This window comes from Kitasatospora sp. NPDC041917, assembly GCF_055589745.1.
In genome coordinates, this window is the sequence record NZ_JBVJBI010000011.1 from 57,291 (window position 1) to 77,917 (window position 20,627).

Genomic DNA, 20,627 nt, shown 5'->3' on the forward strand with positions numbered 1-20,627 from the left:
CGATGTCCGAGGCCCCCGAGACCAGCCCCACCGCCTCCCGCCGCACCCTGCTCTGCGGGGCCGCGGCCGTCCTGGCGGCCGGCGGCACCGTGGCGGTCACCGGGTGCAGCTCCTCCGCCTCCTCCGGCAACAGCGCCCCCAAGGGCCCGGTCGACCTCGGCCCGGCCTCGGCCGTGCCGGAGGGCGGCGGCAAGGTCTACCGCGAGCAGAAGATCGTGGTGACCCAGCCCACCGCGGGCCAGTACAAGGCGTTCAACGCCCGGTGCACCCACGCCGGCTGCCTCGTGGACCAGGTGAAGAACAACCAGATCCAGTGCCCCTGCCACGGCAGCCGCTTCGCCATCGCCGACGGCGCCGTGCAGGACGGACCGGCCCCCTCCCCGCTGCCCGCCTACACCGTCACGGTCGAGGGCGGCAACCTCAAGGTGACCCCGAGCTGACCCAGTTGACCGCCTTCCGACCGCCACGGTCCTCCCCGACGATCTCCGCCCCGCGGCCCCGGCCCCACTCGGTACGGTGGACCCATGGCTGACCCGAGCACCTACCGCCCCGCGCCCGGTGCGATCCCGACCTCCCCCGGCGTCTACCGGTTCCGCGACGCCCACGGCCGGGTCATCTACGTCGGGAAGGCCAAGAGCCTGCGGCCGCGCCTGTCGTCCTACTTCCAGGACCTGGCCGGTCTGCACCCGCGCACCGCGACGATGGTCACCACCGCCGCCTCGGTGGAGTGGACCGTGGTCGGCACCGAGGTCGAGGCGCTCCAGCTGGAGTACTCCTGGATCAAGGAGTTCGACCCGCGGTTCAACGTCAAGTACCGCGACGACAAGAGCTATCCGGAACTCGCCGTCACCCTCGACGAGGAGTACCCGCGGGTCCAGGTGATGCGCGGGGCGCACAAGAAGGGCGTGCGCTACTTCGGCCCGTACGGGCACGCCTGGGCGATCCGCGAGACGGTCGACCTGCTGCTGCGCGTCTTCCCCGTCCGCACCTGCTCCAACGGCGTCTTCAAGCGCGCCCGCCAGGTCGGCCGGCCCTGCCTGCTCGGCTACATCGGCAAGTGCGCCGCGCCCTGCGTCGGCAAGGTCTCGGCGGACGAACACCGCGCGCTGGCCGAGGACTTCTGCGACTTCATGGCCGGGCGCACCGGCAACTACCTGCGCCGGCTGGAAGAACAGATGCAGGAGGCCGCCGAGGAACTGGAGTACGAGAAGGCGGCCCGGCTGCGGGACGACATCGGCGCCCTCAAGCGCGCGATGGAGAAGAACGCCATCGTGCTCGCCGACGCCACCGACGCCGACCTGCTGGCCCTCGCCGAGGACGAGCTCGAAGCCGCCGTGCAGATCTTCCACGTCCGCGGCGGCCGGGTGCGCGGCCAGCGCGGCTGGGTCACCGACAAGGTCGAGGACGTCGACACCGCCGGCCTGGTCGAGCACGCCCTCCAGCAGCTCTACGGCGGCGGCGAGTCCGTCCCCCGCGAGGTGCTCGTCCCCGCCCTGCCCGCCCCGGCGGAGCCGGTCCGCGAGTGGCTGAGCGGCCTGCGCGGCAGCCAGGTCGACCTGCGCGTCCCCCAGCGCGGCGACAAGAAGGACCTGATGGCCACCGTGCAGCGCAACGCCCAGCAGGCGCTCGCACTGCACAAGACCAAGCGCGCCTCCGACCTCACCACCCGCAGCCGCGCCCTCCAGGAGATCGCCGACGCGCTGGAGCTGGACTCCGTCCCGCTGCGCATCGAGTGCTACGACATCTCCCACCTCCAGGGCGAGGACGTGGTCGCCTCCATGGTCGTCTTCGAGGACGGCCTGGCCCGCAAGAGCGAGTACCGCCGGTTCCAGATCAAGGGCTTCGAGGGCCAGGACGACGTCCGCTCGATGCACGAGGTGATCGGCCGGCGCTTCCGCCGCTACCTCCAGGAGCGCGAGCAGACCGGCGAGTGGGCCGTCCCGGAGGAGGACGACACCGGCACCGACCCGGGCGGCGGCACCGACCCGGACACCGGCACCGGCGGCACCCGGGACGAGGACGGCCGCCCCAAGCGCTTCGCCTACCCGCCGCAGCTGCTGGTCGTCGACGGCGGGCAGCCGCAGGTCGCCGCCGCCAAGCGCGCCCTGGACGAGCTCGGCATCGACGACGTCGCGCTGTGCGGCCTGGCCAAGCGCCTGGAGGAGGTCTGGCTGCCCGGCGAGGACGACCCGGTGGTGCTGCCCCGCTCCAGCGAGGGCCTCTACCTGCTCCAGCGGGTCCGCGACGAGGCGCACCGCTTCGCGATCAGCTATCAGCGCAACAAGCGTTCCAAGCGACTCACCGCCGGGGAACTGGACTCCGTCCCGGGCCTCGGCGAGACTCGCCGCCGGGCGCTGCTCAAGCACTTCGGCTCGCTGAAGAAGCTCCGGGCCGCCACCGTGGACGAGCTCTGCGAGGTACCCGGCATCGGACGCCGCACCGCGCAGACTGTTGCGGAGGCGTTGTCGTCCCGTACACCCGTCGCACCCGCGGTCAACACCGCGACCGGCGAGATCATCGAGGACGGGGCCGAGCAGGCCGCCGAGCCGGTGGCAGCAGCACCCCAGACCGCACCATCCCAGGAGACGCCATGACGGCCGACGCCGCCCGTCAGCCGGTGTGCCCCGGCCCCGCCCGCCTGCCCGGGCCGGGGAAGGGCGGCCGAGCCGTACGCGTTCTCCCCAGCAGAAAGACCGAGAGCGGGGAACCGAAGTGACCGTGTCAGACGTGGCCGAGAACGCGCCGGAGCTGGTGATCATCTCCGGGATGTCCGGAGCCGGCCGCTCCACCGCGGCCAAGTGCCTGGAGGACCTCGGCTGGTTCGTGGTGGACAACCTGCCGCCGGCCCTGATTCCGACCATGGTCGACCTGGGCGCGCGCTCCCAGGGCAACGTCGCCAGGATCGGCGTGGTCGTGGACGTCCGCGGCCGGCAGTTCTTCGACGACCTGCTCACCTCGCTGGACGAGCTGGAGAAGCGCGGGGTCCGGCTCCGGGTCGTCTTCCTGGACTCCTCCGACGAGGCGCTGGTGCGCCGCTTCGAGAGCGTCCGCCGCCCGCACCCGTTGCAGGCCGACGGCCGGATCGTGGACGGCATCGCCCAGGAGCGCGACCTGCTGCGCGACCTGCGCGGCGAGGCCGACCTGGTGATCGACACCTCCAACCTCAACGTGCACCAGCTGCGCGCCAAGCTGGACGCCCAGTTCGCCGACCACGACGAGCCCGAGCTGCGCGCCACCGTGATGTCCTTCGGATTCAAGTACGGCCTGCCGGTCGACGCCGACCTCGTGGTGGACTGCCGCTTCCTGCCCAACCCGCACTGGGTGCCCGAACTGCGGGCCCGCACCGGCACCGACGCGGACGTCGCCGACTACGTCTTCCAGCAGCCCGGAGCCAACGAGTTCCTGGACGGTTACGCCCAGCTCCTGCGCATCATCACCGAGGGATACCGCCGCGAGGGGAAGCGCTACATGACGCTTGCCGTAGGCTGCACCGGTGGCAAGCACCGCAGCGTCGCCATGTCCGAGCGTCTGACCAAGCGTCTCATCGCCGACGGAGTCGAGACGGTGCTCGTCCACCGTGACATGGGACGGGAGTAACCGCCGCCTCCCTGCCGGGCCCGCCGGCGGAGCGGTCGGCGGGCCGAGGAACGCGAGGTGAGTGTGGCGGGATACGTGCCCGGGCGACAGCCGCAGAGCAGGACCGGTGACCGGGCGGGCAGCCCGGCCCGGCCCACGGCGCCGGGCCGTCCGCGCAGCAGTCCCGCCCGCGCCAATCCGGCGCCCAGGATCACCGCGCTCGGCGGCGGGCAGGGTCTGTCGGCCTCGCTGTCGGCGCTGCGCCGGCTCACCAGCGACCTCACCGCCGTGGTCACCGTCGCCGACGACGGCGGCTCCAGCGGCCGGCTGCGCGAGGAGCTGGGTGTGCTGCCCCCGGGCGACCTGCGCAAGGCGCTGGCCGCGCTGTGCGGGGACGACGACTGGGGCCGCACCTGGTCCGAGGTGATCCAGCAGCGCTTCACCGGCAACGGCGAGCTCGGCGGCCACGCGGTGGGCAACCTGCTGATCGTCGCGCTCTGGGAGAAGCTGGGCGACCCGGTGGCGGCACTGGACTGGGTCGGCCGGCTGCTCAACGTGCAGGGCCGGGTGCTGCCGATGTCGGCGGTGCCGCTGGACATCGAGGCGACCGTCCGCGGCCACGACCCGCTGCGGCCCGGCGAGGTCACGGCCGTGCGCGGTCAGGCCGACGTCGCGGTGACCCCGGGCACCGTGCAGTCGATCCGGCTGCTGCCGGACGAGCCGCCCGCCGTCCCGGAGGCGGTCACCGCCGTCCGGGAGGCGGACTGGGTGGTGCTCGGCCCCGGCTCCTGGTTCACCAGCGTGCTGCCGCACCTGTTGGTGCCCGAGCTGGCCGCGGCGCTCACCGAGACCCGCGCCCGCCGCCTGCTCACCCTGAACCTGGCCCCCCAGCCGGGGGAGACCGAGGGCTTCACGCCGCAGCGTCACCTGGAGGTCATCGCCGACCACGCTCCGGACCTCGCCGTGGATGCGATCCTGGTGGACGAGCGCGCCGTCACCGGCGGGGCCTTCGGCCAGGCCGACCTGGACGGACTGGAGAAGGCCGCCGAACGGATGGGAGCGGCTCTGGTGCTCGGCTCGGTGGCCCGCGCCGACGGGACGCCGCGACACGACCCCGAGCTGTTGGCGGCAGCGTACGACCGGATTTTCCGGACACATGGAAGGATCGGGCCATGGCGATGACTCCAGCGGTGAAGGACGAGATCAGCCGGCTCCCGGTCACCCGGGCCTGCTGTCGCAAGGCGGAGGTGTCGGCGATCCTGCGGTTCGCGGGCGGGCTGCACATCGTGAGCGGCCGCATCGTGATCGAGGCGGAGCTGGACACCGGAGCGGCGGCACGGCGGCTGCGCAAGGACCTGCTGGAGATCTTCGGGCACTCCTCGGACCTGGTGGTGATGGCCCCCGGCGGACTGCGCCGGGGCAGCCGCTTCGTGGTCCGGGTGGTCAAGGACGGCGAGCTGCTGGCGCGCCAGACCGGGCTCGTGGACGGCCGCGGCCGTCCGATCCGGGGCCTGCCCCCGGCGGTCGTCTCCGGGGCCACCTGCGATGCCGAGGCGGCCTGGCGCGGCGCCTTCCTGGCGCACGGCTCGCTCACCGAGCCGGGCCGCTCCTCCTCGCTGGAGATCACCTGCCCCGGCTCGGAGGCCGCCCTCGCCCTGGTCGGTGCCGCCCGCCGGCTCGGCATCCCGGCCAAGGCCCGCGAGGTGCGCGGCGTCGACCGGGTGGTGATCCGCGACGGCGACGCGATCGGCGCCCTGCTGACCCGGCTCGGCGCGCACGAGTCGGTGCTCGCCTGGGAGGAGCGCCGGATGCGGCGCGAGGTGCGCGCCACCGCCAACCGGCTGGCCAACTTCGACGACGCCAACCTGCGCCGCTCGGCCCGCGCCGCGGTGGCGGCCGGCGCCCGGGTGGCCCGCGCGCTGGAGATCCTCGGCGACGAGGTGCCCGAGCACCTGGCCGCGGCCGGCCAGCTGCGGATGCAGCACAAGCAGGCCTCGCTGGAGGAGCTGGGCGCGCTCGCCGACCCGCCGCTGACCAAGGACGCGGTGGCCGGCCGGATCCGCCGCCTGCTGGCGATGGCCGACAAGCGGGCCTCCGAGCTCGGCCTGCCGAGCACCGAGGCCAGCCTCACCGACGAGATGGCGATGAACTGACGCCCACGCTCACGCTCCGTGATCACGACAGGCCGGTGCCCGGACTTCCGGGCGCCGGCCGCGGTCGTTTCCGGACAGCCGCGGCACTCCCGAATTGGTAGAGACCACTGACCTGGGACCAACTGCCCGGCGGGCCAGGGCCGGACGGCCTGAAATGGGGTTTGGGGCACGCCACGCCCGGTCTCACCAGGCGGCGCGATGTGCCGTCCCAGGCCCCGGAGGGGTAGGGTCATAGGCGGTCGGGGACTTCCCAAATCTCATCCCGCCGGGCCTCGCGCCCGGCGTACCTAACGAGGAGATCGGTTCGTGACGATCCGGGTAGGCATCAACGGCTTCGGCCGCATCGGCCGCAACTTCTTCCGCGCGGTCAAGGCCCAGGGCGCGGACATCGAGATCGTCGGTGTCAACGACCTCACCGACACGAAGACCCTGGCTCACCTGCTCAAGTACGACACCACCCTGGGTACCCTCCAGGCCGAGGTCTCGCACACCGAGGACAGCATCACCGTCGACGGCCACACCTTCAAGGTGACCGCCGAGCGTGACCCCGCGAACCTTCCGTGGGCCGCCCTGGGCGCCGACATCGTCGTCGAGTCCACCGGCATCTTCACCAAGGCCGAGGCCGCGAAGAAGCACCTCGCCGCCGGCGCGAAGAAGGTCATCATCTCGGCGCCCGCCACCGACGAGGACGTCACCATCGTCCTGGGTGTCAACGACGAGAAGTACGACGCCGCCAACCACCACATCATCTCCAACGCCTCCTGCACCACCAACTGTGTGGCGCCGATGGCGAAGGTGCTGAACGAGAGCTTCGGCATCGTCAAGGGTCTGATGACCACCGTCCACGCGTTCACCAACGACCAGGTGACCCTGGACTTCCCGCACAAGGACCTGCGCCGTGCTCGTGCGGCCTCGCAGAACATCATCCCGACCTCGACCGGCGCCGCCAAGGCGACCGCCCTGGTCCTGCCGGAGCTGAAGGGCAAGCTGGACGGCACCTCGCTGCGCGTCCCGGTCCCGACCGGCTCCATCACCGACCTGGTCGTCACCCTGGAGCGCGAGGTCACCAAGGACGAGGTCAACGCCGCCTTCCAGAAGGCCGCGCAGGAGGGCCCGCTCAAGGGCATCCTGGCCTACACCGAGGACCCGATCGTCTCCTCGGACATCGTGAACGACCCGGCCTCGTGCATCTTCGACAGCCAGCTCACCATGGTCCAGGGCAACCAGGTCAAGGTGCTCGGCTGGTACGACAACGAGTGGGGCTACTCGAACCGCGTCGTCGACCTGGTCGCCCTCGTCGGCGGGCAGCTCTGACGTTGCGGGAGCTGACGTGATGTAGGGGCGAGGGCCCGGACGGCGTACGGTGCCGACCGGGCCCTCGTTCCGCGCTCAAGGACTTCTCAGGCGGCCCCTGCGCCGTGCCGCCTCACTGCGCATCAACCATCTCCCCAGGAGAAACCGAATCCCCGTGAAGACCATCGAAGAGCTCATCGAAGCCGGTGTCGAAGGCAAGCGCGTCTTCGTGCGCGCCGACCTGAACGTGCCGCTGGACGGCGACACGATCACCGACGACGGCCGCATCCGCGCCGTCGCGCCGACCATCGCCAAGCTGGCCGCGGCCGGTGCGAAGGTCGTCGTCGCCTCGCACCTCGGCCGCCCCAAGGGCGAGCCGGAGTCGCGGTTCTCGCTCGCCCCGGTGGCCGAGCGCCTCGGCGAGATCCTCGGCAAGGACGTCGCCTTCGCCACCGACACCGTCGGCGACAGCGCCGAGGCCACCGCCGCCGCGCTGGCGAACGGCGAGGTCGCGCTGCTGGAGAACCTGCGCTTCAACGCGGGCGAGACCAGCAAGGACGACGCCGAGCGCAAGGCCTTCGCCGAGCAGCTGGCCGCGCTGGCCGACCTGTACGTGGGCGACGGCTTCGGCGCCGTGCACCGCAAGCACGCCTCGGTGTTCGACCTGCCGGCGCTGCTGCCGCACGCCGCCGGCGACCTGATCGCCACCGAGGTCGGCGTGCTGAAGAAGCTCACCGAGGACGTCGCCCGCCCGTACGTCGTCGTGCTCGGGGGCGCCAAGGTCTCCGACAAGCTCGGCGTGATCGACAACCTGCTGGAGAAGGCCGACCGGATCCTGATCGGCGGCGGCATGGCGTACACCTTCCTCAAGGCCAAGGGCCACGAGGTCGGCATCTCGCTGCTGCAGGCGGACCAGATCCCGGTCTGCCTGGAGTACCTGGCCCGGGCCGAGCAGCGGGGCGTCGAGTTCGTGCTGCCGACGGACGTCCTGGTCTCCGCCGAGTTCCCGGACCTCAAGACCAAGGCCCCGGCGAACCCCACGACCGTCGATGCCGACGCCATCCCGGCCGACCAGGAGGGCCTGGACATCGGCCCGAAGACCCGCGAGCTGTACGCGGCCAAGCTGGCCGACGCGGGCACGGTGTTCTGGAACGGCCCGATGGGCGTCTTCGAGCACCCGGACTACGCGAACGGCACCAAGGCCGTCGCGCAGGCCCTGCTCGACAGCGACGCGTTCACCGTGGTCGGCGGCGGCGACTCCGCCGCGGCCGTCCGCATCCTGGGCTTCGACGAGAACGCCTTTGGACACATTTCGACCGGCGGCGGCGCCAGCCTCGAGTACCTGGAGGGCAAGACCCTCCCCGGTCTCGCCGCACTGGAGGACTGACACACATGACCGACCGTCTCCCGCTGATGGCGGGCAACTGGAAGATGAACCTCAACCACCTTGAGGCCATCCAGCACACCCAGAAGCTGGCCTTCGCGCTGGCCGACAAGGACTACGAGGCCGTCGAGGTCGCCGTCCTGGTGCCGTTCACCGACCTGCGCTCGGTGCAGACCCTGGTCTTCGGCGACAAGCTGAAGATCAAGTACGGCTCGCAGGACATCTCGCAGCACGACGGCGGGGCCTACACCGGCGAGGTCTCCGGCCCGATGCTGGCCAAGCTCCAGTGCACCTACGCGGTGATCGGCCACTCCGAGCGCCGCCAGTACCACGGCGAGAACGAGGAGATCGTCAACGCCAAGGTGAAGGCCGCCTACCGGGCCGGGGTCACCCCGATCCTGTGCGTCGGCGAGCCGCTGGAGATCCGCAAGGCCGGCACCCACGTCGAGTACACCCTGGCCCAGCTGGACGGCGGCCTGGCCGACGTCCCGGCCCACCAGGCCGAGTCGATCGTGGTCGCCTACGAGCCGGTCTGGGCGATCGGCACCGGCGAGGTGGCCACCCCGGAGGACGCGCAGGAGGTCTGCGCCGCCATCCGCAAGCGGATCGCCGAGCTGTACGACGCCGAGCTGGCCGGCAAGGTCCGGGTGCTGTACGGCGGTTCGGTGAAGTCGTCGAGCGCGGCCGGTCTGATGGCCAAGCCCGACATCGACGGCGGCCTGGTCGGCGGTGCCTCGCTGGACGCCGACGAGTTCGTCAAGATCGTGCGCTACCGTGAGCAGGCAGTAGGCTAACGCCGCCGCAGCAACGTAGGCTTTGGGGCCGGACCGCCGTACGCGGCCCGGCCCCTTCGCCGAAGATACGAGAGAGTTGGTCCCGTCGTGGTTCTCGGGTTCTCGATTGCCCTGATCATCTTCAGTCTTCTGATGATCCTGCTGGTGCTGCTGCACAAGGGGAAGGGCGGCGGCCTGTCGGACATGTTCGGCGGTGGCGCGATGTCCACCGGCGGCGGTTCGGCGGTGGCCGAGCGCAACCTGGACCGCATCACCATCGTGGTCGGCGTGGGATGGTTCGCGTCCATCATCGTCCTCGGCCTGCTGATGAAGACCTCGGTCTGACGTATCCCTGACGCCCCGTCGCCCGAGCGCCTATCCTGGGACGGTCGGGTGCGGAGGCGATGGTGGCGGATGCTTAACACCTGCTTACACTAGGACGACTTTCGCCACCGACGCGCACCGCGGCGGGTCGGCGCACCAGTACGCAGGGAGTCAGACCGTGGCAAGTGGCAATGCCATCCGTGGCAGCAGGGTCGGGGCCGGCCCGATGGGCGAGGCGGAGCGCGGCGAGTCCGCCCCGCGCAACCGGATCTCCTTCTGGTGCGCGAACAAGCACGAGACCCGTCCCAGCTTCGCCGCCGAAGCGGCGATCCCGGAGACCTGGGACTGCCCGCGCTGCGGCTTCCCCGCGGGGCAGGACCAGCACAACCCGCCGGCGCCCTCGCGCAACGAGCCCTACAAGACCCACCTCGCCTACGTCCGTGAGCGGCGCACCGACGCCGACGGCGAGGCGATCCTGGCCGAGGCGCTGGCGAAGCTCCGCGGCGAGATCTGAGTCCGGCGCAACGGTCCGAACGCAACGGCAAACAGCACGAAGGGCGCCACCGTCGAGTGACGGTGGCGCCCTTCGGCGTCGCCGGGCCGGCTACGCGGAGGCCGGCGGGTAGAGCTGCGGCGGGATCCGCTCCGCGGCGGCGCGGTCCAGCAGCCACAGGGTGCGGCTGCGGCCGTACGCCCCGGAGGCGGGCGCCTGGAGCTCGCCCGGGCCGGACAGCGCCAGCGCGACCGCGCCCGCCTTGTCCTCCCCGGCGGCCAGCAGCCAGACCTCGCGGGCGGTGCGGATCGCCGGGAGGGTGAGCGAGACCCGGGTCGGCGGGGGCTTGGGGGCCCCGCGCACGCCGACCACGGTCAGCTCGGTCTCCCGCACGCCCGGGTGCTCGGGGAAGAGCGAGGCGACGTGGGTGTCCGGGCCGACGCCGAGCAGCAGCACGTCGAAGGCCGGGACGCCGAGCCGGTCGCCCGGGCCGGCCGCCTTCGCCAGCTCCTCGGCGTAGCGGGCGGCGGCGGCCTCCACGTCCGAGCCGTCCACCCCGTCCGAGGCGGGCATCTCGTGCACCCGCGCCGGGTCGAGCGGGACGGCGTCCAGCAGTTCGGCGCGGGCCTGGACGGCGTTGCGCTCCGGGTCGGCGGCGGGCAGGAAGCGCTCGTCGCCCCACCAGAGGTCCAGCCGGCCCCAGTCGACCGCGTCGCGCGCCGGGGAGGCGGCGATCGCGGCCAGCAGGGCGTTGCCGTTGCGGCCGCCGGTGAGCACCACCGAGGCGCTGCCGCGGGCGGCCTGGGCGTCCACGATCCGGGTGATCAGACGGGCCGCGGCCGCCTGGGCCATCAGCTCCTTGTCCCGGTGGACGACGAGCTGGGGGGTCGCGTTGGTCATGCGTCGTCCTTGGCGGCGCGCTTGCCGGCGGCCTTCCGGGCGGGCTTCCGGTCCGCCGTCCCGGCGGTCACCCGGTCCGGGTTGGCCACGGCGGCCTCGGCGGCCTCCTCGACGGCGTCCTCGGCGACCTCCCGGGCGACCCTCTCCGCCGCCGCGGTCTCGGCGTTGGCCGGCTCGTGCAGCTGGTCGACGGGCGTGCGCACGGCCGTCGCGTAGATGTCGTCCGGGTCCAGGCGGCGCAGCTCCTCGGCGATCAGCTCCGAGGTCTCGCGCCGCTTGAGCGCCACCTGGCGGTCCGGCGAGCCGGGCATGGAGAGCGTGCCCAGCAGGCCGTCCGGGCGGTCCAGGGTGATGTCCCCGTCCTTGGTGCGCAGGTGCACCGCGGTGATGCCGGGGCCGTTGGTGACGACCCGCTCGACCGGCACGTGCAGCCGGTTGGTCAGCCAGAGGCCGAGCAGCTCGACGCTGGGGTTGTAGGACTCGCCCTCGACCACCGCGGAGACGATCGTGGACGGCCGCTGGTCCAGCGCGGCGGCCAGCATCGAGCGCCAGCCGGTGACCCGGGTCCAGGCCAGGTCGGTGTCGCCCGGGGTGTAGCTCTGCGCGCGCTGGGCGAGCTGGCCGACCGGGGACTCGGCGGTGACGGCGTCGGTGATCCGGCGCTGGGCGATCGAGCCCAGCGGGTCCTGCGCCGGGTGCAGCGGCGCGTTGTCCGGCCACCAGACGACGGTCGGGGCGTCCGGCAGCAGCAGCGGCAGGACCACCGACTGGGCGTGCGCGGCGAGTTCGCCGTGCATCCGCAGGACGACCGTCTCGCCGGAGCCGGCGTCCGAGCCGACCAGGATCTCGGCGTCCAGCCGGGTCTCGGCGCGGGCCCGGGGCGAGCGCCCGGCGCGCTTGATCACCGCGAGGGTGCGCATCGGGTGCTCGCGGGAGGCGTCGTTGGCGGCCTTGAGGGCGTCGTAGGCGCTGCCCTCGTCGGTCACGATCACCAGGGTGAGCACCATGCCGGCGGCGCCGGAACCGCGGGCCCGGCGCGCCTCCATCAGCGCGGCGTTGATCTTGCTGGACGTCGTGTTGGTGAGGTCGATCTTCATGGCCGGCGCCAGCTCCTGCCGTCTCGTGCGAGCATCTCGTCCGCCTCGACCGGGCCCCAGGTCCCCGCCGCGTACTGGGCGGGCTTGCCGTGGGTGTCCCAGTACTTCTCGATCGGGTCGAGGATCTGCCAGGAGAGCTCGACCTCCTGGTGGCGCGGGAACAGGTTGGCGTCGCCGAGCAGCACGTCGAGGATGAGCCGCTCGTACGCCTCCGGGCTGGACTCGGTGAAGGACTCGCCGTAGGCGAAGTCCATCGTCACGTCCCGGACCTCGAAGGAGGTGCCCGGCACCTTGGAGCCGAACCGCACGGTGACGCCCTCGTCCGGCTGGACCCGGATGACCAGGGCGTTCTGCCCCAGCTCCTCGGTCGCGTAGGAGTCGAACGGCAGGTACGGGGCGCGCTGGAAGACGACCGCGATCTCGGTGACCCGGCGGCCCAGGCGCTTGCCGGTCCGCAGGTAGAACGGGACGCCCGCCCAGCGGCGGTTGTTGATCTCCAGCTTGATGGCCGCGTAGGTGTCGGTCTTGGAGTCCGGGTCGATCCCGTCCTCGTCCAGGTAGCCGACGACCTCCTCGCCGCCCTGCCAGCCGGACGCGTACTGGCCGCGCACGGTGTGCCGGCCGAGGTCGGCCGGGAGCTTGACGGCGCTGAGCACCTTGAGCTTCTCGGCCACCAGCGCCTTGGGGTGGAAGGACGCCGGCTCCTCGATGGCGGTGAGCGCCATCAGCTGGAGCAGGTGGTTCTGGATCACGTCACGGGCGGAGCCGATGCCGTCGTAGTAGCCGGCCCGGCCGCCGATGCCGATGTCCTCGGCCATGGTGATCTGCACGTGGTCGACGTACGACCGGTTCCAGATCGGCTCGAACATCTGGTTGGCGAAGCGCAGCGCCAGGATGTTCTGGACCGTCTCCTTGCCCAGGTAGTGGTCGATCCGGAAGACCTCGTCCCGGGGGAAGACCTCGTGGACGACCTTGTTGAGCTCCTGCGCGCTCTCCAGGTCGTGGCCGAAGGGCTTCTCGATGACCGCGCGGCGCCACGAGGTCCTGCCGGTCCCCTCCTGCCCGTTGGCGGGCGAGGAGGGCGGGTCGGCCAGGCCGTGCTTCTTGAGCTGCTGGACGACGGTGGGGAAGAACTTCGGCGGGACGGACAGGTAGAAGGCGAAGTTGCCGCCGGTGCCCTGGGCCTTGTCCAGCTCCTCGATGGTCTCGCGCAGCTTGTCGAAGGCGTCGTCGTCGTCGAAGGTCCCGTGGACGAAGCGCATGCCCTTGGCGAGCTGCTGCCAGACCTCCTCCCGGAACGGGGTGCGGGCGTGGTCCCGGACGGCGTCGTGGACCTCCTTGGCGAAGTCCTCGTCGTCCCACTCGCGGCGGGCGAAGCCGACGAGGGAGAAGCCCGGCGGCAGCAGACCGCGGTTGGCCAGGTCGTAGATGGCCGGCATCAGCTTCTTGCGGGACAGGTCGCCGGTGACCCCGAAGATGACCAGACCGGACGGCCCCGCGATGCGCGGGAGCCGTCGGTCGGAGGGGTCACGAAGCGGGTTGACGGGGGTGGGCGGGAGATCGTCCGCGTCCGATTCCGGTGTCAACTCGGGGAAATCAGTGCTCACTTGATGGGCTCCGCTTTCGTGCGCTGGCTGTGAGCAGGGGTCACTTCTCGTCGGCGAAGGAAGCGAGCGAGGCGGTGACGGTGTCGAGCAGCTCGTTCCAGGACTGCTCGAACTTCTCGACGCCCTCGTCCTCCAGCAGCTGGACGACGTCGTCGTAGTCCACGCCGGCCGCGGCGATCGCGTCCAGCACGGCCTTGGCGTCGGCGTAGTTGGGGGCGATGGTGTTGCCGGTGACCACGCCGTGGTCGGCGGTGGCGTCCAGGGTGGCCTCGGGCATCGTGTTGACGGTGCCGGGGGCGACCAGCTCGGTGACGTACAGGGTGTCCGGCAGGGCCGGGTCCTTGACGCCGGTCGAGGCCCACAGCGGGCGCTGCGGCTTGGCGCCGGCGGCCTCCAGGGCGCTCCAGCGGGCGCTGCCGGCGGTCTTGCCGTCGACGCTGCCGAAGACCTCCTCGTACGCCTGGTAGGCGAGGCGGGCGTTGGCCAGCGCGGCCTTGGAGCGCAGGTTCCTGGCCTCGCCGCCGATCTTGTCCAGGCGCTTGTCGATCTCGGTGTCCACGCGGGAGACGAAGAAGGAGGCGACCGACTCGATCTGGGAGAGGTCCAGGCCCTTGGCCTTGGCGGCCTCCAGGCCGGTCAGGTAGGCGTCGATGACGGCCTTGTAGCGCTCCAGCGAGAAGATCAGCGTGACGTTGACGCTGATGCCCCTGCCGATGACCTCGGCGATCGCGGGCAGGCCGGCCTTGGTGGCGGGGATCTTGATGAAGACGTTCGGGCGGTCGACCAGCCACCACAGCTGCTTGGCCTCGGCCACGGTGGTGGCGGTCTCGTGCGCCAGGCGCGGGTCGACCTCGATGGAGACCCGGCCGTCGCGGCCGTTGGAGGCGTCGTAGACCGGGCGCAGCACGTCGGCCGCGTCGCGCACGTCCGAGGTGGTGATCATGCGGATCGCCTCGTCGGTGGTGACCTTGCGGACGGCGAGGTCGCGCAGCTGGCCGTCGTAGGAGTCGTCCCCGGAGCCGGCGATGGCCTTCTGGAAGATGGTCGGGTTGGTGGTCACGCCCACCACGTGCTTGTTCTGCACCAGTTCGGCCAGGTTGCCGGAGTTCAGCCGCTTGCGGCTGAGGTCGTCCAGCCAGATCGCAACGCCTTCGTCGCTGAGGCGCTTCAGTGCGTCAGTCATGGTGCTTCAGTCCCTTTGTTCTTCTGCTTCGTGGGGTGGTCGAAGGGCCGGGGCGCCGATGTGCGGTCGGCGGCCCCGGCCGGGTGCCGCTAGCGGTTGACGGCCTCGAGGGAGCGCAGGGCGTTGTGGGCCTCGGCCACCACGCGCTCGCTGGTGATGCCGAACTCCTCGAAGAGCACCTTGTAGTCGGCGGAGGCGCCGAAGTGCTCCAGCGAGACGATCCGGCCGTGGTCGCCGACCAGCTCGCGCCAGCCCTGGGCGATGCCGGCCTCGACCGAGACGCGGGCCTTGACCGACGGCGGCAGCACGCTGTCGCGGTAGGCCTGGTCCTGCTCCTGGAACCACTCGAAGGACGGGACCGAGACCACGCGGGTGGCGATGCCCTCGGCCTCCAGCACCTCGCGGGCCCGGACGGCCAGCTGGACCTCGGAGCCGGTGCCCAGCAGGATCACCTGCGGGTCGCCGGTGGAGGCCTCGGCCAGCACGTAGGCGCCCTTGGCGGTGCCCTCGGCGGAGGCGAAGACCTCGCGGTCGAAGGTCGGGACGTTCTGGCGGGTCAGCGCGAGGCCGACCGGGCCGGGGTGGCTGGTCTGGCGCTCGATGAGGGTGCGCCAGGCGACGGCCGTCTCGTTGGCGTCGGCCGGGCGGACCATGGCCAGGCCCGGGATGGCGCGCAGCGAGGCCATGTGCTCGACCGGCTGGTGGGTCGGGCCGTCCTCGCCGAGGCCGATCGAGTCGTGCGTCCAGACGTAGGTGACCGGCAGCTTCATCAGCGCGGCCAGACGGACGGCCGGGCGCATGTAGTCGGCGAAGACCAGGAAGGTGCCGCCGTACACGCGGGTCCTGCCGTGCAGGGCGATGCCGTTCATGGTCGAGCCCATGGCGTGCTCGCGGATGCCGAAGTGGATCGTCCGGCCGTACGGGCTCGCCGACTTCAGCGGGTTGCCCTCGGGGAGGAAGGAGCTGTCCTCGTCGATGGTGGTGAGGTTGGACTCCGCGAGGTCGGCCGAGCCGCCCCACAGCTCCGGGATCACCGCGCCGAGCGCCTTGAGGGTCTCGCCGGAGGCCTTGCGGGTGGCGACGTCCTTGCCGGCCGGGAAGGAGGGGACGGCCTTCTTCCAGCCCTCGGGCAGCTCGCCGGCCTGGATGCGGTCGAACTCGGCGGCCCGGTGCGCGTCGGCGGCGCGCCAGGCGTCGAAGCCCTGCTGCCACTGGTCGCGGGCGGCCTTGCCGCGCTTGATGACCAGCCGGGCGTGCTCGATGACCTGGTCGCTGACCTCGAAGGTCTTCTCCGGGTCGAAGCCCAGGACCTTCTTGGTGGCGGCGATCTCGGCGGCGCCGAGCGCGGAGCCGTGCGCCTTGGCGGTGTTCTGGGCGTCCGGGGCCGGCCAGGCGATGATCGTGCGCATCGCGATCAGCGACGGGCGGGAGGTCTCGGCCTTGGCGGCGGCCAGCGCACCGGCGAGGGCCTCGACGTCGATGTCGCCGTTGGCCTTCGGGGTGACGCGCTGCACGTGCCAGCCGTACGCCTCGTAGCGCTTGAGGACGTCCTCGGAGAAGGCCGTCTCGGTGTCGCCCTCGATCGAGATGTGGTTGTCGTCGTACAGCGCGACCAGGTTGCCCAGCTTCTGGTGGCCGGCCAGCGAGGAGGCCTCGGCGGAGATGCCCTCCTCCAGGTCGCCGTCGGAGACGATGGCCCAGACGGTGTGGTCGAAGGGGGACTCCCCGGCCGCCGTCTCCGGGTCGAACAGGCCGCGCTCGTAGCGGGCGGCCATCGCCATGCCGACCGCGTTGGCGATGCCCTGGCCGAGCGGGCCGGTGGTGGTCTCCACGCCGGCGGTGTGGCCGTGCTCGGGGTGGCCCGGGGTGCGGCTGCCGGCCACGCGGAAGGCCTTGAGGTCGTCCAGCTCCAGGCCGTAGCCCGAGAAGTACAGCTGGGTGTAGAGCGTCAGGCTGGTGTGCCCGGGGGAGAGGACGAAGCGGTCGCGCCCGACCCAGGACGGGTCCGTCGGGTCGTGGCGCAGGAATCGCTGGAAGATCAGGTACGCGGCCGGGGCCAGCGACATGGCCGTCCCGGGATGTCCGTTGCCGACCTTCTGGACAGCGTCCATGGCCAGGACCCGCGCGGTGTCAACCGTGCGCTCGTCCAGATCGGTCCACTCGAATGCGTTCGTCGGCGCAGTGCTCACCCTGTCTCAGGGCTCCTTCCATTGTGAAGAGTGACCCCGTGAATGGGGACCGGGTCGGCCACGGCGCTGTGGTCCCGACGCTGGGTGGTGCCGGTCACGGAGGGTAGATCCCGCTTCTGCGTGCGAGCCTACCGTCCGGGTCGGGGCTCACCCTCCGTGCTGGGACAACCGGCAATTCCCCCTGCAGATTCCCACCGGGAACGCCGGGAGGGATTTGTCCCAGACTCTCCCGAATCGCGGCTCCGCGCCGCTCCGGTGGTCAGGACGGGCTAGCGGACCTCCCCGGAGGCCTCCGGGGGCGTCGCCCGGGCGGTTCACCCGGGGGTGTGCGTTCCGCCTCGCCGGGGGACCCCGGAGCCGGATGCGATATATGGAACGTCTATGGTGTCGTGGTACGCGCAGAGCGGACGATTCGGGACCCTTCGTTCCTGTGGACGCCTGCGAGGATTCATCTTCAGTTGGGGTGTTAGTGACCGCCGTCGAAACCCGTCCCGCCGGGGTCACCGGGGCGACTCCTGCGCACCGGCCGTTCGGGGCCCGTGTCGGCGCGTTCGTCGCACTGACCAAGCCGCGGATCATCGAGCTGCTGCTGATGAGCACCGTGCCGGTGATGTTCCTGGCTCAACAGGGCGTGCCGAACATGCTGCTGGTGCTGAAGGTCGTCATCGGCGGCTACCTCTCGGCCGGCGGCGCCAACGCCCTCAACATGTACATCGACCGGGACATCGACGCGATCATGTCGCGCACCGAGCGGCGGCCGATCGTCACCGGGATGGTGTCGCCGCGCGAGGCGCTGGTGTTCGGCGTCGTGCTCGCGGTCGTCTCGACCCTGCTGCTGGGCTTCGGGGTCAACTGGCTGTCGGCCGGGCTGGCGCTGGGCGCGCTGCTGTTCTACGTGTTCGTCTACACGCTGGGGCTCAAGCGGCGCACCTCGCAGAACATCGTCTGGGGCGGCATCGCCGGCTGCATGCCGGTGCTGGTCGGCTGGTCCTCGGTGACCAACTCGATGTCCTGGGCCGCGGTGGTGCTGTTCCTGGTGGTGTTCTTCTGGACGCCGCCGCACACCTGGGTGCTGTCGATGAAGGTCCGCGACGACTACGCGCGGGCCGGCGTGCCGATGCTGCCGGTGATCAAGGGCAACGTGGCGGTCGGCAAGCAGGTCGTCATCTACTCCTGGGTGATGGTGGCGGTCTCGCTGGCGCTCTGGCCGCTGGGACACATGAGCTGGCTGTACCCGGTCGCCGCGGTGCTGCTGGGCGCGGCCTGGCTGCGCGAGGCGCACGCGCTGTACGGGCGGGCCAAGGCCGGGATCGTGGGCGCGAAGCTCAAGGAGATGCGGCTGTTCCACTGGTCGATCACCTACCTGTCGCTGCTGATGGTGGTCTGCGCGATCGACCCGTTCGTCAAGTAGGGATCCGTTCGTGACGTAGGGATTCGTCGGGAGAGCCCCGGTCCGGTGGACCGGGGCTCTCCCGCGTTCCGGGAGGGTGTCAGCGTCCGGGGAGTTCGGACGGGCCGACGTGGCCGTCCAGCCAGTCCCGCAGCGGCTGGGAGGCGCGCAGGAAGCCGGTGATCCGGGTGTGGGCGGCGCGGGTCTCCAGCCACCCGGCCGGCTCCCACTCCTGCCAGGCCACCAGGCCCTTGTGGCGCAGCAGCCCGATCCTGGGGTGGTCCTTGGGGTAGCCCCGCGGGGCCGACTTGAGGGAGTCCCGGCCGACCACCCGCGGGCCCGCCCGCTCCACCGAGGCGATCACCCGTTCCAGCTCGGCGCCGCCGAGGTCCTCGGCGACGGCGGCCCGGTAGCGCTCCAGCTGGTCCGGGGCGAGCCGGTACAGGCCGTTGCCGCAGGCCAGGCCGTCGGCGGAGAGCTGGATGTAGCCGCCGCCCTCCAGATGGGCGCCGATGTGGGTCTTGTACGGGGACTTGTCGGCGCTGAACCGGATGTCGCGGTTGGGGCGGAACACCTTCCCCGGCCCGAACTCGGGCTCCAGGTCGGCGAGCAGCTGCTCCATCGGGGTCCGTACGGCGTCCTCGTACCGCGCCTTGTGGGCCTGCCAGAAGGTCTTGGAGTTGTCGGCTTCCAGGTGCTCGTAGAAGTCGAGCGCCTCGGCCGGCCAGCCGGAGAAGGTCACTCCTCCAGTATGTGGCCCGGTGCACAGGGTGCTCCCGTCGCCAGCGGCGCTACCGGTGGGTAGCATGCGGGCATGAGCAGCGTTGAGACCGCCACCGCGCCGGACGCCCGTACCGAGCGCCGTGCCAAGCGCATCGCCAAGCACCTGACCAGCTTCGCCCGGCAGCACGGGGGCAGCGCCGACGCGGTCGTCGAGTACGTCGGCTCCGTGGCCACCCGGATCGTCGTGGTGGGCGCGGACGGCGCCTGGGGCGACCAGGTGGCCCCCAGCTACGCCGTCGGCCGCCGGGCCGCGGAGCTGGCCGGGCTGACCCTGCACGAGGACTTCGAGGGCGAGCTGGGCCTCAAGGTGAAGACCGGCGCGTACGAGTGGAAGCGGATGGCCGGCATCCAGCTCGGCGGCTGAACCCGGCCCGGACACGGCGACGGCCCGGCTCCTCCGTGCGGAGGAGCCGGGCCGTCGGTGCTGCCGGGGGTCAGACCGAGGCGGTCTGCGGGGCCTGGGCGGGCAGCTGATCGGCGGTCGCCGCGTCCGCGCGGGTGCGCAGGGCGAGCGGGACGCGCAGCGCGGCGATCCAGGTGAGGGCGGCGAGCAGCATGTGCAGGCCGACCATGAGCTCGGGCGCGTCCGTGAAGTACTGGACGAAGCCGAGCACGCCCTGCAGCAGCAGGACGGCGAGCAGCTCCTTGGCCCGGGCGCGGGCGGGCTGCGGGGCCTTGACGGCGGCGAAGACGAAGATCACCGCGATGGCCAGGCCGACCGAGACGAACGCGAAGTCGGCGTGGAACTGGGCGAGGCGGTCGTAGTCGATCGGGATGCGCGGGACGATCTTGTTGTCCTTGGGCGTGCCGGGGTGGTGCCCGGCGCCGGTCACCAGGGTGCCGGCCGCGACGAGCAGGCCGATCACGGTGACCAGGACGTACGAGAGCCGGTGGATCGGCCGGGCCACCGAGAGGCGGGGCGGGCCGTCGCCCTCCTTGGACCGCTCCCACATCAGCAGCGCGACCCAGACCAGGGCCATCGCGGCGATCATGTGCAGCGCCACGGTGTACGGGTTGAGGCCGGTCAGCACGGTGATGCCGCCGAGTACGGCGTTGCTCATCACCAGCCAGAACTGCGCCCAGCCGAGCCGGGTCATGCTGTGCCGCCAGGGCCGGTGGCAGCGGGCGGCCAGGATGGCCCAGCCGACGGCGGCGCTCAGCACGTAGGTGAGCATCCGGTTGGTGAACTCGACGACGCCGTGGAAGCCCATCTCGGCGGTGGGCGTCAGGCTCTCGTCGGTGCATCGGGGCCAGGTCGTACAGCCGAGGCCGGAGGCGGTGAGCCGGACGGCGCCGCCGGTGACGACGATCACCACGCTCATCACCAGCGCGGCGAACGTGGCGCGGCGGACCATCTCGGCGGATGGCTGCCAGCGCTCGGCGAGCAGGGAGAAGGGGTTAGGCACGGGGTCAATCGTAGGCGGCCTTACAGGCGATCTTGGGGCGGGGCACGGCTGCGCGCGGCCGCGGGCGGCGGAGTCC

19 protein-coding genes are annotated in these 20,627 nt (G+C 71.8%); 12 read left to right on the plus strand and 7 right to left on the minus strand.

The annotated features are described in order from the left end of the window. The first annotated feature begins 2 nt into the window (after positions 1-2). The 10 genes from ACZ6EM_RS15850 to ACZ6EM_RS15895 all read left to right on the plus strand — a co-directional run bounded on the left by ACZ6EM_RS15850 (position 3) and on the right by ACZ6EM_RS15895 (position 10,017). Complete coding sequence (locus ACZ6EM_RS15850; RefSeq protein ID WP_380548964.1) at positions 3-440, plus strand: Rieske (2Fe-2S) protein; 438 nt, start codon at positions 3-5, stop codon at positions 438-440. Between the two features lie 84 nt (positions 441-524). After that, positions 525-2,594 (plus strand): excinuclease ABC subunit UvrC, encoded by a 2,070-nt coding sequence (gene uvrC / locus ACZ6EM_RS15855; RefSeq protein WP_401047232.1) that lies wholly within the window; start codon positions 525-527, stop codon positions 2,592-2,594. 118 nt (positions 2,595-2,712) lie between these two features. Continuing rightward, positions 2,713-3,597, plus strand: coding sequence for an RNase adapter RapZ (rapZ, locus tag ACZ6EM_RS15860; RefSeq protein WP_359912919.1), 885 nt, complete (start codon positions 2,713-2,715; stop codon positions 3,595-3,597). Positions 3,598-3,660: 63 nt separating this feature from the next. Next, positions 3,661-4,758, plus strand: coding sequence for a gluconeogenesis factor YvcK family protein (locus ACZ6EM_RS15865; protein WP_380548970.1), 1,098 nt, complete (start codon positions 3,661-3,663; stop codon positions 4,756-4,758). Continuing rightward, entirely contained in the window at positions 4,749-5,729 is a 981-nt protein-coding gene (whiA, locus tag ACZ6EM_RS15870) for a DNA-binding protein WhiA (protein WP_049649611.1), read from the plus strand. Before ACZ6EM_RS15865 ends, whiA begins: the two co-directional genes overlap by 10 nt. Positions 5,730-6,035: 306 nt before the next feature. Beyond that, complete coding sequence (gene gap, locus ACZ6EM_RS15875) at positions 6,036-7,043, plus strand: type I glyceraldehyde-3-phosphate dehydrogenase (RefSeq protein WP_359912922.1); 1,008 nt, start codon at positions 6,036-6,038, stop codon at positions 7,041-7,043. A 154-nt stretch (positions 7,044-7,197) separates the two neighbouring features. Beyond that, positions 7,198-8,409, plus strand: coding sequence for a phosphoglycerate kinase (locus ACZ6EM_RS15880; RefSeq protein WP_401051099.1), 1,212 nt, complete (start codon positions 7,198-7,200; stop codon positions 8,407-8,409). Positions 8,410-8,414: 5 nt separating this feature from the next. Beyond that, positions 8,415-9,200: a triose-phosphate isomerase gene (gene tpiA, locus ACZ6EM_RS15885; RefSeq protein WP_359912928.1), complete on the plus strand. Its 786-nt coding sequence runs from the start codon at positions 8,415-8,417 to the stop codon at positions 9,198-9,200. An 87-nt stretch (positions 9,201-9,287) separates the two neighbouring features. Continuing rightward, positions 9,288-9,524, plus strand: coding sequence for a preprotein translocase subunit SecG (gene secG, locus ACZ6EM_RS15890; protein WP_359817184.1), 237 nt, complete (start codon positions 9,288-9,290; stop codon positions 9,522-9,524). Positions 9,525-9,729: 205 nt separating this feature from the next. Beyond that, positions 9,730-10,017, plus strand: a complete 288-nt coding sequence (locus ACZ6EM_RS15895) for an RNA polymerase-binding protein RbpA (RefSeq protein ID WP_223245297.1) — start codon at positions 9,730-9,732, stop codon at positions 10,015-10,017. 90 nt (positions 10,018-10,107) lie between these two features. On the opposite strand, the gene pgl is transcribed toward ACZ6EM_RS15895, so the two are convergent. From pgl to tkt, 5 genes are all read right to left on the minus strand, one after another. Next, positions 10,108-10,896 carry a 6-phosphogluconolactonase gene (gene pgl, locus ACZ6EM_RS15900; protein WP_049649616.1) on the minus strand — a complete coding sequence of 263 codons (789 nt, stop codon included), beginning with the start codon at positions 10,894-10,896 and terminating at the stop codon, positions 10,108-10,110. Further along, positions 10,893-11,993: a glucose-6-phosphate dehydrogenase assembly protein OpcA gene (gene opcA / locus ACZ6EM_RS15905; RefSeq protein WP_380548955.1), complete on the minus strand. Its 1,101-nt coding sequence runs from the start codon at positions 11,991-11,993 to the stop codon at positions 10,893-10,895. The genes pgl and opcA overlap by 4 nt, the downstream gene beginning before the upstream one ends. Further along, positions 11,990-13,579, minus strand: coding sequence for a glucose-6-phosphate dehydrogenase (gene zwf / locus ACZ6EM_RS15910; RefSeq protein ID WP_359912954.1), 1,590 nt, complete (start codon positions 13,577-13,579; stop codon positions 11,990-11,992). Before zwf ends, opcA begins: the two co-directional genes overlap by 4 nt. A gap of 61 nt (positions 13,580-13,640) precedes the next feature. Then, positions 13,641-14,783 carry a transaldolase gene (tal, locus tag ACZ6EM_RS15915; RefSeq protein WP_380548953.1) on the minus strand — a complete coding sequence of 381 codons (1,143 nt, stop codon included), beginning with the start codon at positions 14,781-14,783 and terminating at the stop codon, positions 13,641-13,643. 89 nt (positions 14,784-14,872) lie between these two features. Beyond that, positions 14,873-16,972 (minus strand): transketolase, encoded by a 2,100-nt coding sequence (tkt, locus tag ACZ6EM_RS15920; protein ID WP_452178277.1) that lies wholly within the window; start codon positions 16,970-16,972, stop codon positions 14,873-14,875. 463 nt (positions 16,973-17,435) lie between these two features. Between tkt and ACZ6EM_RS15925 the strand changes: the two genes are divergently transcribed. Beyond that, positions 17,436-18,383 (plus strand): heme o synthase, encoded by a 948-nt coding sequence (locus ACZ6EM_RS15925; RefSeq protein WP_380548947.1) that lies wholly within the window; start codon positions 17,436-17,438, stop codon positions 18,381-18,383. Between the two features lie 79 nt (positions 18,384-18,462). Here ACZ6EM_RS15925 and ACZ6EM_RS15930 read toward each other — a convergent pair whose 3' ends face one another. Then, positions 18,463-19,104: a DUF2461 domain-containing protein gene (locus tag ACZ6EM_RS15930; RefSeq protein WP_452178276.1), complete on the minus strand. Its 642-nt coding sequence runs from the start codon at positions 19,102-19,104 to the stop codon at positions 18,463-18,465. Between the two features lie 72 nt (positions 19,105-19,176). Here ACZ6EM_RS15930 and ACZ6EM_RS15935 point away from each other — a divergent pair, with 72 nt between their 5' ends. Continuing rightward, the gene (locus ACZ6EM_RS15935; RefSeq protein ID WP_359912949.1) at positions 19,177-19,509 is read left to right on the plus strand and encodes a hypothetical protein; all 333 of its coding nucleotides are present in this window, start codon (positions 19,177-19,179) and stop codon (positions 19,507-19,509) included. A gap of 70 nt (positions 19,510-19,579) precedes the next feature. On the opposite strand, the gene ACZ6EM_RS15940 is transcribed toward ACZ6EM_RS15935, so the two are convergent. Next, a complete protein-coding gene (locus ACZ6EM_RS15940) occupies positions 19,580-20,551 on the minus strand; it encodes a COX15/CtaA family protein (RefSeq protein ID WP_465772561.1) in 972 nt (323 codons plus the stop codon). Positions 20,552-20,627 lie beyond the last annotated feature (76 nt).